This window comes from Candidatus Hydrogenedentota bacterium, assembly GCA_035416745.1.
GTDB lineage: Bacteria > Hydrogenedentota > Hydrogenedentia > Hydrogenedentales > SLHB01 > UBA2224.
Genome location: DAOLNV010000074.1, coordinates 16275 through 28913, shown reverse-complemented (window position 1 = coordinate 28913; position 12639 = coordinate 16275). Strand labels below are relative to the sequence as shown.

The 12639-nt window shown below is 59.5% G+C and carries 8 protein-coding genes; 4 read left to right on the top strand and 4 right to left on the bottom strand.

What is annotated here, in order from left to right; genetic code table 11:
• Positions 1 to 71: 71 nt before the first annotated feature.
• Genes PLJ71_17910 through purM form a run of 3 tightly spaced genes read right to left on the bottom strand, consistent with a single transcriptional unit; the run spans position 72 to position 4933 of the window.
• Positions 72 to 863, bottom strand: a complete 792-nt coding sequence (locus PLJ71_17910; protein HQM50568.1) for a phosphoribosylformylglycinamidine synthase subunit PurQ — start codon at positions 861 to 863, stop codon at positions 72 to 74.
• A gap of 55 nt (positions 864 to 918) precedes the next feature.
• Positions 919 to 3879: an AIR synthase-related protein gene (locus PLJ71_17905; protein ID HQM50567.1), complete on the bottom strand. Its 2961-nt coding sequence runs from the start codon at positions 3877 to 3879 to the stop codon at positions 919 to 921.
• Positions 3863 to 4933, bottom strand: a complete 1071-nt coding sequence (purM, locus tag PLJ71_17900; protein HQM50566.1) for a phosphoribosylformylglycinamidine cyclo-ligase — start codon at positions 4931 to 4933, stop codon at positions 3863 to 3865. The genes PLJ71_17905 and purM overlap by 17 nt, the downstream gene beginning before the upstream one ends.
• Before the next feature lie 107 nt (positions 4934 to 5040).
• On the opposite strand from purM, the gene PLJ71_17895 reads away from it, so the two are divergent.
• Complete coding sequence (locus PLJ71_17895) at positions 5041 to 5934, top strand: LysR family transcriptional regulator (GenBank protein HQM50565.1); 894 nt, start codon at positions 5041 to 5043, stop codon at positions 5932 to 5934.
• On the opposite strand, the gene PLJ71_17890 is transcribed toward PLJ71_17895, so the two are convergent.
• On the bottom strand, positions 5931 to 9404 hold the full coding sequence (locus PLJ71_17890) for an alpha-amylase family glycosyl hydrolase (GenBank protein HQM50564.1): 3474 nt from the start codon (positions 9402 to 9404) through the stop codon (positions 5931 to 5933). The two genes, PLJ71_17895 and PLJ71_17890, sit on opposite strands and share 4 nt — an antisense overlap.
• A gap of 259 nt (positions 9405 to 9663) precedes the next feature.
• Between PLJ71_17890 and PLJ71_17885 the strand changes: the two genes are divergently transcribed.
• From PLJ71_17885 to rplU, 3 genes are all read left to right on the top strand, one after another.
• A complete protein-coding gene (locus tag PLJ71_17885; GenBank protein ID HQM50563.1) occupies positions 9664 to 10677 on the top strand; it encodes an iron-containing alcohol dehydrogenase in 1014 nt (337 codons plus the stop codon).
• A gap of 719 nt (positions 10678 to 11396) precedes the next feature.
• On the top strand, positions 11397 to 12233 hold the full coding sequence (locus tag PLJ71_17880) for an aspartate dehydrogenase (GenBank protein HQM50562.1): 837 nt from the start codon (positions 11397 to 11399) through the stop codon (positions 12231 to 12233).
• A gap of 89 nt (positions 12234 to 12322) precedes the next feature.
• Positions 12323 to 12634, top strand: coding sequence for a 50S ribosomal protein L21 (gene rplU, locus PLJ71_17875; GenBank protein HQM50561.1), 312 nt, complete (start codon positions 12323 to 12325; stop codon positions 12632 to 12634).
• Positions 12635 to 12639: the final 5 nt, after the last annotated feature.

The following is a 12639-nucleotide window of genomic DNA, read 5'->3' as shown; positions in this document are numbered from 1 at the left end:
CGGGGGACGCGCTTGAAATCGGGGGACACGTAGTCGCGCCGGAGACGGCGCTTGGTACATGTCCCCCGATTTTAAGCCAGATTGGCTTTCGCGTATTCCACCGCGTTGCGGAAGAGTCTCAAGCCCGCGCCCTCCTTCGGCAGGTCGGAGCGGGTCCATGTGGGATGATTGGTGCGCTCGACGAACGCCTCGGGGTGCGGCATCATGCCGAGGATGCGTCCGCTGGGGTCGCAGATGCCGGCAATATCGCCGATCGAACCGTTGGGGTTCCAGGGAAACGCGCCACCGGCGGGGGCGCCGTCCGGTTTCACATAGCGCAGCGCGACCTGGCCATTGGCCTCAAGGCGGAGAAGCACATCATCGTCTTTGGGCACGAATTTGCCTTCACCGTGGCGAACGGGCAGCGGCAGGCCATCGATGTCTTTCAGCCATACGCATTTGGTGGCAGGGTCGGTTTTCAGATGGACCCACCGGTTCTCGAAGCGGCCTGAGTTGTTGTGGGTGAGGGTGGTTTCCTGGGCAAATCTGCCGTCAAAAAGGGGCAGGAGGCCCATTTTGACGAGCACCTGAAAGCCGTTGCAAATGGCGATCATGAGTTTGCCGTCGTCAATCCATTTCTTGAGAGCGCCGCCGAGTTTGTAGCGGAGCCGGTTGGCCAGAATCTTGCCGGAAGCGATGTCATCGCCAAAGGAGAATCCTCCTGGAACGGCGAAGATGTGGTAAGCTTCCAGGCGCGATACATCGGCGATAATGTCGTTGAGGTGTATGCGGTCGGCATCCGCGCCGGCACGTTTCAGGGCGGTCTGGGTTTCGTTGTCGCAGTTTATGCCGAATCCCGTCAGGACTATGGCACGTACACTCACTGGCTACACCTTTCTTTAAGCGAGAGGCTTCCTTGGCGGAACGCCGTTCATGAGATCACCACTGCATGGGGGATTTCCATGCTGTTCTAAGTTCATCGATGGGCACGCTTGCATCGAGGCCGCCGACTCCCGCAACGTGGAAAGTCCCGTCCCCGCGCACGTCGCCAATACGGAAGATGGGCAGTCCGGAGAATAGGGATTCGAACGCGCCTGTGCGCGCCGGCTCGACCGTCACGACGAAGCGGCTCTGAGATTCGCTGAACAACGCCACCGCGTTGCTGTTCACGCCCAGCTTTGCGAGGTCGACGTTCATACCCCACCCGCCGGCGAAGGCCGATTCGGCCAGGGCTACGCCCAGACCGCCGTCCGAGCAGTCATGGCACGAAGCGACGAGACGCTGCTGAATCGCCCGTGAGAGCGCCGTGTACAGCCGGCGAGCTTCCTGAAAGTCAACCGTGGGTACGCGGCCTCCCCGCAGGCCCTTCAACGCCAGATACTCGCTGTCGCCCAGTTCGTCATTGGTCTGGCCGAGGACATATAGGGCGTCGCCGGGTTTCTTCACGTCCATACTGACGACCTTGTTCAGGTCTTTGATGATGGCGGCGGCCGTAAACAGCACGGTTGGCGGAATGGAGATTTTGTGCTCGCCGATCTTGTAGTCGTTTTTCATGCTGTCTTTGCCGCTGATGAGAGGAATATCGTACGCGGTACAGACATCGTACAGCGCCTCGCAGCTGCGGACGAGCTGCGCGAGTTTGTACTCGCCGTCGGGCGTTTTATCGCTCTGGACCGGGTCGGGCCAGCAGAAGTTGTCGAGTCCCGCGATGAGGCCGGGTTCAGCGCCCACGGCGATGAGGTTGCGCACGGCTTCATCCGCCGCGCATGCCATCATCCAGTACGTGTCAAGGTCGCTGTATTTCGGGCAGATGCCGCATGCGATGGCGATGCCCCGGTCGGAGCCGGGAACGGGGCGAATCACTCCCGCGTCGCCGGGGCCGTCGTGCATCGGTCCCTGGAACTGTTTGAGGACGCTCTGCGCCAAGACCTCGTGGTCGTACATGCGTACGAACGATTCCTTGCTGCAGACATTTGGCATTGCCAAGACGGCCTTGAGCTCGGCCATGACGCCGTTGTCGCGCACGGCCACCCCGGTCTCATGCCCGGGTTTCCGCCAAACGGCCTTGAGCTTCATCTTCGGCACGCCGTCGTGAAGGAACGACATATCAAGAGATGCGATGAGCTCACCGTTGAAATAGCATTGAAGCTTTCCAGAGCGGTTGAATTCGCCGAGCACGGTCGACTCGACCTCGCGGCGTTTCGACAGGTCGAGGAACGCCCTGATCTTACTGGGGGGAACCGAGACCGTCATGCGCTCCTGGGCTTCGGAGAGGAAGATCTCCCAGGGGGCCAGCCCCGCGTACTTCAGAGGCGCTTTTTCGAGGTGGATGGCGGCGCCGCCGGGTGTTCGGGCCATCTCGCCCACGCTCGAGGAAAGGCCTCCGGCGCCATTGTCGGTGATGCAGGTGTACAAGCCGAGGTCTCGGGCCTCAAGAAGGAAATCGGCCATTTTCTTCTGAGTAATGGGGTCGCCGATCTGTACGGCGGTTGCGGGCGAACCCTCGTGAAGTTCCTCCGACGAGAACGTCGCCCCGTGTATCCCGTCCTTGCCGATGCGTCCTCCGCACATCACGATCAGGTCACCGGGGCGCGCGCCTTTCTCGTGGCTCGGTTTACCGGCCACGGCTCGCGGGATGATTCCGCCGGTTCCGCAGAACACCAGGGGTTTCCCGAGGAAACGCTCATGAAACACGATGGCGCCGTTGAGGTCCGGAATACCGCTTTGGTTCCCGCCATCCTTGACGCCGCGATGGACGCCCCGGAGGACGCGGCGCGGATGAAACAGCCGCGGCGGGACTTCGCCGTCGTACCAGGGGGACGCAAAACAGAACACGTCGGTGTTGAGGATGCAGCGGCATCCCATACCGGCTCCCAGGATGTCGCGATTGACGCCCACGATGCCGGTAATCGCGCCGCCGTAGGGATCGAGGGCGGACGGGCTGTTGTGGGTTTCGCACTTGAGAGCGAAGTTGAAGTTATCGTCGAACCGGATAATGCCCGCGTTGTCGTGGAACACGCTCACAAGCCAGTCGACGCGTTTCGCGACGTCGTCGGTGGCCGCTTTGATGTAGGTCTTGAACAGGCTGTCGATCGGGCGGATGTTGCCGTCCTCGTCGGTATACTCGATCAGCGCGTTGAAGATCTTGTGCTTGCAGTGTTCGGACCATGTCTGGGCCAGAATCTCGAGTTCGATATCCGTCGGTTCTTCCGGCAACCCGGCGGCGGCGCGCGCTTCGCGCACGGCCGGTTTGCGGTAGTACTTCTGGATGGCTTTCATCTCGTGGAGTTCCAGGGCGAACATTTTCTCCCGGCTGAGTTGCACGAGTTGGCCGTCAGGCACTTCGAGGCTGACCCGTTGCACCTCCGCGCGGCTCTTGTCCGTCACAAGGGGCAATCCCAGGAGGGACTGTCCGTCGAGGGCCTTCATCTCGCTCCGTGATTTTACGACCCAGCGCTGAATGAGTTCGTTGGCAAGCGCATCGCGCGCGATGTGTTCGCAATCCTGGGCGGATACGTTGCCCTTAATTGCATACACGGTGGACTTGTAGACGGCTTCGCCCGGGTCCAGGGCGCGTCCGAGCGTGTCGGCTATGCCTTCCGCGGCGCTTTTGCCTACGTTGTCGGTCACGCCGGGCCGGAACCCCACCTCGATGACAAAGTCACAGTCGGACGCGAGGGAGGCGTTTGCGGCGGATTCGTTGATGATCGGATCGGTAAAAAGTTCGGTGCGTACCCGCTCCAGCTCATCTTCACTGAGGGTGGCATTGATGGTATACACGTCGACGACATGGACCTCGTCGACGTGGATGCCCAGATCCTCCGCGAGCTGTTGCCTGGTGGCGTCTCCGGCCGGATCCGGGAACCCGGGCTTCATGCCGACTTCAATTCGATGTGCCATAACGAATCTTCCCCGTGTAGTGCACTTTGTGATCACCAGCGATAACGCGCCCCACGATCTTGGGTTCCTCGCAGGCCTGGGAAAGCGCCTTGAGCGTTTTCTCGGCTTCTGTTTTGGAAACGATCACGAGGAAGCCGGCGCCCATGTTGAAGGTGCGGAGCATCTCTGCGTCCGTGACGTTGCCCGTCTCCTGAAGAAAGCGGAAGATGGGGAGGGCCTCCCACGCGTTCAGATCGATCTCAGCGGCCATGCCCTCGGGCAGAACCCGGGGCAGATTATCGGTGACCCCGCCGCCCGTGATATGAACCATACCGTTCACAGTGGCGATTTTCTGCACGACCTGCATCACCCTGGAATAGCTTCGGTGGGGCTCCAGAAGGGCTTCGCCGACCGGGCGTCCGACGTACGGCATTTCGTCGTGAAGGCCGAGACCCGCGACCTCGAAGCAAATCTTTCGCGCGAGGCTGTACCCGTTGGTGTGAAGTCCTGAAGAGCCCAGCGCGATGATTACGTCGCTTTCTTGAATCGCGGCCCCATCGATGATCTTGCTCTTGTCTACGATGCCGACGATCGTGCCGGCCAAATCGTATTCTTTTTCGTTGTACAGACCGGGCATCTCGGCCGTCTCGCCGCCGATCAACGCGCAGCCCGCGTAGCGGCAGCCGTTCGACAACCCGGTGATCACATCGACGGCTATCTTCGGTTCTAACCGGCCAAATGCCAGATAGTCCAGGAAGAACAGGGGCCGGGCCCCTTGTACCAGAATGTCGTTCACACAGTGAGAAACCAGATCGATGCCCACCGTGTCGTGCTTGTTCAGTGCGAACGCGATCTTCAGTTTGGTGCCGACGCCGTCCACGCTCGAAACCAATACAGGCTCCGCGTAATTCGACAAATCCAGCTGGAACATGGCGCCGAACGTGCCGATGTCGCGGAGCACACCCGGCGTGAAGGTTTTTTTGACGATATCCTTGACGCTGCGCAACGCTTCATCGGCTGCGTCGATATTCACCCCGGCATCGCGATAACTCAGGCCAGGCTTTTTGGGATCCATATCAAGCTCCTCGCTAGGCTGACGGCGCCATTGGGGCATACGATAACGAGGGGCGGTGATATAATGCAAGTGAAATGTTATAATGCCGCTCATAAGGAGGGCTTATTATGAATCTCGAGGCCTTGCGGTGTTTTTGCGCGGTCATCGAGGAAGAGAGTTTCCGAAAGGCCGCTGAACGGCTTCGCCGTTCGCAACCGGCGATAAGCCAACAAGTTAAGGCGCTGGAGAAGGAACTTGGACATCTGCTCCTGGAGCGCAAGACGTGCCGGTTGACTCCTGTTGGCTCGCTTCTCTACGACCGTGCGCGTCATATCCTGAACGAGACGGAAAGCCTTTCGCGGGAATTGGAGGATTTCGATGAGACCCAGGCAGGAGAACTGCGCGTGGGGACAAGCGACACCACAGCGCTTTACGTACTGCCCGAGGTGGTGCTCCAATTCGCGCTGGCCATGCCCCAGACCCACCTGGTTATGGTGAACCGCCCGTCTCATGCCATCGCGGAACAAGTGGCACGCGGGGAATTGGACCTGGGCATCGTGACCCTTCCGGTGGACAATGACGAGCTTATCGAACGTGACCTGTTCGAACAACAACTGGTGTTGGTAGTTCCGAGCAACCATGCCTTGGCATCGCGAAACCGGGTAAACTTGTCTGAGTTGAGCGAGGAGCCTTTCCTGATGCTGAATCCTCACACACGGACGGGAACGGTTTTGCAGGCTTTTTTCACGCGCGAGGCGTTCGCGCCGCAGGTTGTTCTGGACAGCGGGAGCTTCGAGGTCATCAAACGGTACGTGGGAGAAGGCATCGGGGTGGCGTTTCTGCCGAGTGTCGCGATCACGCCCGAGGACCGAGGGCTGGCCATCGTTCATGTGCCGGGTCTGCCCCGCGTGCGGATTGGCGTAATCCAACGCCGGCACGCCTATCACACCAAAGCGGAGATGGCCTTTCTAGAGCTGTTGCACGCGCACCGTGCGCGGCTCCGGGGAAAGGGTCCGGCTTAGCAGAGCACTTCGAGGAAGAGAGCAACGTCGTACTTGACGGTCTCTGCCGCGGCCAGCACTTCATGCACGCGGTGGTATTGGCTGTGAATGGCCTCAGCTGCGTTTTCCTCGACCTGAATCTGGTCGCCGAGGACGGTCACCACGGAGCAGAAGAAGAGCCAGTAGAGGAGTTTCTCGAGCTGCTCTTTGCTGAACCACAGTTTCTTTTCGTACTCGTTGACGAACAGGAAATCATTGAGGACGGGGTCGGCAAACATGCGTTCGATGAGTTCCGCGCGCTCGCTTGCGGTCAGGATCAGCGGCAATTCGGAATAACGTATCATCAGTTTGATCAGGCCGGTGCTGAGGGTGGCTTGCCCGTGGTCGAGACCCAACTCGCGGAACACATCGAATACCACGGAAGCCACGGGCCATTCGTCCATCCATGCGGCTGTTCGAACCTGTAATTCGCTCCGGCTGACGGCATTTCCCAGAGGGGCCAGCACAGCCCAAAGAGCCGGCACCGCCCACGTCTTTTCGGGAGACGCAGCCATGCGTTTGCCGGTTTCGAGCAAGTAGGTGAGGACGTTGTTTTCAACGCCCAGTGAGCCAACCTCTTCCCATGTCCGGTGGACGGCGTCTACCGACTTGAGGATCTCGCGCAAGGTTGCTTCAACTTCGATGGGTCCGATCATTTGCTCCTGCAGGGCGCATAAGAACGTCTCCATTGCCTCGACGAACTCGTGGCGCGCGTCAGCATCGGATAACGCTTCGGTACCGCCCGTGAGCAGAGCCTTCAACAGGGCGGGCCGCAGGGCCTGATGCAAGGATTCGCGCAGCGGCTTCAGGACGACATCACGATAGGCCGCGTTCATGTTGGGAACGCCCCGCCCATGAAGTTCACGTGCAAGCGCTGCCCATGAACCGTCGATGTCGCGCACCTCGCGAAAATCCAAGAGCACCGTGTTCTGATAGCCATCGAGCTGCGCGTGCAGCCCTTCCTGGGCTAATTGGTGTGCGGGGTAGATATGCTCGAGCCCCCGCGTATGGTCCCGGCAGACGTAATACATGTCGGCGTCGTCTCGCAGGCCCAGAGCCTCGGAAAGGGACCTGCGCACCAGATGGACGCTGCTTTCCGAACCCACATTGATGGCCGTGGACATGCGGACCCTGCCTCTGGTGCGCTGGTACGCGTTGTTGTACAGAACAAGGGCGCGTTCCCCATAGGCCCGGTTGACATAGGCGAAAACGTTCTCGTCCACATAACCGTCATAGGTTTCAAAATCGAAAAAGGCGAAGTTTTCAACGGAACTGAACAAGTACCGTTTGCGAAGAAGGGGGAATATCTCCCGCTCATGACGGGATACGAGTTCCTGGTTCACCAGCTCGTTCCAATAGGCGCGCCGGTACTCCATGCCGTATTTTTCGCTGAACCCTTCGATCTGACCGTGGCCAAACATGGGCAGCCCCGGCATGGTTACGAGCATTACGGCCACGCCGAAATACTTATCGCCGCTTCCGAATTGCTCGATGGCGGTAAGTTCGTCTGGATTGTTCTGGAAGTTCACGAAGCGCTTGAGGACTTGGGGACTGAATTCGAGGACGTTCTTGACGGTCTGCCGGTACTTGCTGTTTTCCTCCATTTTGAGCATGTTCATGAACGCGCTGTTGTATACGCGGTGCATCCCCAGGGTGCGGACGAAATACCCTTCCATGAGCCAGAAGGCCTCGGCAAGCAGCAGGGTATCGGGCTGGTGCTCGTTCACGCGATCGACCAGCTCACGCCAGAATTCTTGCGGCATTTGCTGGTCGAACTCCGCGCGTGACATGCTATACTCGGACCGCGACGGGATGGCGCCTCCCTCGCCCGGCATGGGGAACCACAAGCGCTGGTAGTGACGCTTGGCCAGCGTCATCGCGGCGTCAAAGCGGATGATCGGAAAACACCGCGCGACGTGCATGATGGTGTTGATGACCGCATCCCGCACTTCCGGCAGCAGATAGTTCAACTGGGCGGTATCGTTCCAGGGCATGCTGGTGCCGTCGTTCCCGTGATAGATATAGCGGGTTTCTCCCGTTTGGTTATCCACGCGCTTGAACACCACCGCAGCATCGCGGCGCTGCCAGTAGCCGTCTTCGATATAGATGCTGACTCGCGGGTCCGGGGATAAGTTGGGACCGCTGAACCGGTAGACGGGAAATGGGGGATGATCACGCTGAAGAAACCAGTGCGGGTGCTCGATTACCCATCTGGAAAAGATACCAACATGGTTGGGCACCATGTCGCAGGCGAGATGGATGCCCCGCAGCGACGCGCGATGCCGGAGATTCTCAGCCGCCTCCGGGCCGCCCAAATCGGCCGCAATCACATAATCATAGAGCGAGTAGGCCGAGGCAGCCGCTTCGGGATTGCCCATCCGTTCCTTGATCGTTTGGGAGGCCACCGACCGTTCCCATATGCCGATGAGCCAAAGACCCGTGAAACCCCAGCGGGCAAGTGTATCGAGTTCTTCATCCGGGATCTGATCAAGGCGTTTGATTGAGCGGCCGTATTTCTTTGAAAGCTGATCGAGCCATACATAGACGGACTTGGCGATAAGGGCGACGTTTGCCATCCAATCCCTGTCGGCGGTAAACCTCTCGGGTTCAGGATATCCCCAAAGCTCGCCTTCCGCCCGTTTTCGGAACTCGAGAACGCGCGCGGGCCCGGGCCCCATGCCCCGCTGGAAGGTCTCCTCCTTCAAGACGTCCTCGACCTGACTCAGACGTTCAAGAAACCTCGCGGGCAGAAAGTCGCGCCACCGTGTTCGTATGAATTGCAGTTGGCCTTCGATGGAATAGGGCGAGGCGAGGATGGGCGCCCGCAGACACGCAAAAAGGGGCATGCCCAGCCGGGTAAACGGGGGCTGCCCTTCGTAGAACTTCTCGAGGTGGGCCACCATGGCGCGATAGGGAGCGCGATTCTTGAGGTCTGTGTCATCGAACAATTCGCTCAAAGGCGCGGCAGCGGGATTGTTCATGGCCAGCTCGAGAAGGATTGACTCGCGGGCCAAGACATAGTGCGCCTGCGTATCCGTGTCCTGGGACTCTTCGAGGTTTGAGCTATATCGGCCCGCCAGCATGCCGCTATGCGGGGGGTAGAGTTCGAGGAAGGCGCTCAAGGGCTGCTTGACGAGGTCCTTACCGCGCTTCTTGTCGATGACCGACAGCCCGGTGCCCATGCTGTTCGGGCGTTCATCAAGGCAATAGACATCGATAAGGTACCGGAGGAGTTCCTCAAGGAAAGCCGCCGCCAGTACTAGACCGGGCCGGACAGGGGGCCGGTCCGGAGATTCAAGCGCCCGCCGGGTGTTCATTGCGTACGCGAGTTCCTGAACGGCCTGTATGTGATTGCGGCCGCCAGCGGCCCGGCTGCGCTGAAAAAGGGTCTGCACCTGAAAAGTCTCGAGGGCCCTTCGTGACAGATGTAGTCCAAATAAGAAATAATCCAAGCGATTCTCTTGCCCGGCATCGGGCACTGAATGCACATCTTCGGTCATATCGTCACCCGAAAGGGTTGCGTCCGGTGATGGCCAACCATGAAGGGAGACCGGACATGTCTCTATCGCAACTCGTTGTGTGCGCGGCACGTTCGATTCTAGAATACAATATTCGCGACTCATGATGCCAAAGGCTCACGCGGCGGATGGCTCGCGAAGTCTTGGGATAGCGCGGACTCAAGCGCGTGCTTGGGGAGGAAAGGGGACTGTCATGCAATACCGAGCGCCGGACATCCGTTGCGGACACGGGATTGTGCAGGAACTCGCGGCCATCGAGGGCACGGTCGCCGTGCTTACCATGGAAGCCCCGTGGCGCTTGGTACAGAAAGCCTTGTCATGGAGGCCCAGCGCCGTTCATTTCGTCTCGGATATGCGTTTGGAAACGCTGGAGCGTCTCGAAAGCGAACTTCCTGCGTGTGACACGGTGGTCGGGCTCGGCGGGGGCTCATGTTGCGACACGGCAAAATTCGTGGCGTGGAAACGCCAGTGCCGGATGATTCTTGTGCCCACAATCGTCTCAGTGGATGCTCCCCTTACGGACTCGGTGGGAGCGCGTGTGGAGAACGTGGTCAGGTATGTGGGGAAGATTTGTCCCCGGGAGTTGCTCATAGACTACGACCTGATCCAACAAGCTCCTCCCGAACTGAACCGGGCCGGCGCGGCAGATATCGCGAGCATTCACACCGCCTTGTATGACTGGCAGGCCGCTCACAGGCAAAATGGGGAAATGTTCGACGCCGGCGTGGCCGAAGAGGCTCGAGGCTGTCTCGAGGAGCTGGACGCGAACGCGGAGGCGGTCTTTGAGGTCACGCCCCGGGGGATCGACACCCTAATCGAGCTGTACCGCCGGGAAGTCGCGTTCTGTGCCCGGCTCGGGACAAGCCGCCCCGAAGAGGGCGCCGAGCATATCGTCGCATACAACCTGGAGAACCTTACCGGCCGCCACTTTATCCACGGCGACCTGGTAGGTCTCGGTATTTTTACCGTAGCGCGGCTTCAGCAGAACAGGCCCGAGTGGGCTGAGGAACTCATGAGACGGCTGGGTGTGCGGTTCTGGTGTCCGGACGCCTCGCTCGCTGAGATCCGGAGATGCCTCGAGTCGCTGAAGTCTTTCAAGGACGAAACAGGGCTGTTCTATAGCGTCCTTGATGAAATTCCTGTTACTCCGGCCTTTGTGGGGAACGTTATCAGGGACCTGGAGAAGATACGAAGCCGATGTGTTTAGCGGCTGCGCGTACCGGCTTGCCAGTGTCTACATGCTAACCGCCGGAGTAATGTGGAGCGGGCCAACAGAAGCACTCTGGCATTTCACGGATGGGCCGGGGTTTTCAAGGCGCCGAGCGGATGGGAAAAGACCGGCGCGCATTTCATGCGTCACAGCACCAAAGGCGCGAAATATACCAGCCCAGAGGGAAGGTCCGGGGAAGCGGAGGACCTCCATGCCCCGGTGCCGAGAACTTGGCATATCGTTGAACCGTGCGCGGAGATATCTGCGCTTGACCCCGGCGAGACTGAGCGGTCTTGGCTTGGCGATGTTGCGGGCCTTCAGGCCAGGCTGGTACGTGACGCGCCGTTGACGCTGAAGAAGAGCAGGCAATCGGGTCGCACCAGCCGCACGGCGTCTTACCCAATCTTGTCAATGTTTGCCCAGCGATTTGCGCAGGGACTGCGCATGGACGGTTGCGGCTGAATTGTTGTCGTCAAGCCACATTAGAAATGTCCTCTTTCCTGGTTTCTCTGACCGGGGTTATCCAAGGCTAAATTGTTGTTTGACTATGCTTTCCCCCGTGTGGTACTCTCTTTTGACTCTGTAGAGCGGGCACTTTTGAGAATCATGCCCCGAAGCGCGGCGTCAGGTACCTGGCGTACTCAGTCTAAGTCATTCTCGCGCAATCATATCGCTGGGAGTGCGGCGTGTCGCGCCCTGTAAACTGCGGATGTAATATGGCTAAGATGAGAGTTGGGTTAGTCGGCTGCGGCAATATCGGGGCCGACTTCTGCATAGCTCTGCAAAAGGGTGATATCCCGGCGGAGATTTCGGCGTTGACCGACATCGAGCCGTCGAAGGCAGAGCTGTTGCTGAGGAGTTTTCAGCTCTCGGCAAAGATCTGCGGTTTGGAAGAAAACGCTGCTACGGCAGATTTTCTGGTGGAATGCGCGGATGCAACCGCGGTAGAGAGTGTCATTGACGCCGCCATCAAGTATCACAAGGATTGCTTGATCTTGAGCATCGGCGGGTTGATGACGAAGCCCAGGTTGCTCGAGGAGGCCCGGAAGCACAACGTTCGAGTGTGGCTGCCCTCAGGAGCGCTCGCCGGCTTGGACGGCGTGCGCGCGGCTCGCGAGGGAGGTTTGCACAGCGTGACTTTGACCACGCGGAAGCCTCCGAAAGGGCTTGAAGGAGCGCCATACCTTATCGAGAACAACATCCGGCTGGATGATTTGAAGGAACCGAAGGTCATTTTCGAGGGGACGGCGTTGGAGGCCGTGAGAGCTTTCCCCAAGAATGTGAATGTTGCGGCAGCGCTGAGTCTGGCTGGCGTGGGCCCCAGGCAAACGCGCGTTCGGGTGATAGCCGACCCGCGGGCAACGACAAACAGTCACGAGATCGTGGCGGAGGGCGCGTTTGGCCGGCTTTCGGCAATCACGGAAAACCTGCCGTCGCCGCGTAACGCGAAGTCGAGTTATCTTGCCTCGTTGTCGGGGTGCGCGGAGTTGCGCGCCGCGGCAGAGGCTTTTGTGATGCGCCGGAATCAAGAAGGCGCGTGTAGAGACCGGTAGAACATGAAGAACGGGCGCGCCGGTGTGCGTCCTCAGCGCGGATTCTCCTGATTCGGGAATGCGCATGGCGGTGTTGGAGAGTAAGCATCATGTACGCAGTGGTAAAGACAGGCGGCAAACAGCATAAGGTATCCCAGGGTGACGTGTTGCGTGTTGAGAGACTCGATGCGCCCGTCGGCGACACGGTGGAACTGACCGATATCGCGCTGCTCAGCAAGGACGACGGCCTGGTCGTTGATCCGAAGGCGCTGGAATCGGCCAAAGTGGTCTGCGAGGTGGTTCGTCAGGGCCGCGCGAAGAAGATCCGGGTCTTCAAGAAGAAGCGGAAGAACAACTACACGCGGACTTACGGCCACCGGCAAAGTTACACGGAGCTCAGGGTCCAGAACATCCTGGCCTAGAGGAG

Coding starts and splice junctions, on each gene's coding strand:
- PLJ71_17880 (HQM50562.1), top strand. CDS start 11,397: ATGGCTAAGATGAGAGTTGGGTTAGTCGGCTGCGGCAATATCGGGGCC.
- PLJ71_17905 (HQM50567.1), bottom strand. CDS start 3,879: ATGGCACATCGAATTGAAGTCGGCATGAAGCCCGGGTTCCCGGATCCG.
- rplU (HQM50561.1), top strand. CDS start 12,323: ATGTACGCAGTGGTAAAGACAGGCGGCAAACAGCATAAGGTATCCCAG.
- PLJ71_17895 (HQM50565.1), top strand. CDS start 5,041: ATGAATCTCGAGGCCTTGCGGTGTTTTTGCGCGGTCATCGAGGAAGAG.
- purM (HQM50566.1), bottom strand. CDS start 4,933: ATGGATCCCAAAAAGCCTGGCCTGAGTTATCGCGATGCCGGGGTGAAT.
- PLJ71_17885 (HQM50563.1), top strand. CDS start 9,664: ATGCAATACCGAGCGCCGGACATCCGTTGCGGACACGGGATTGTGCAG.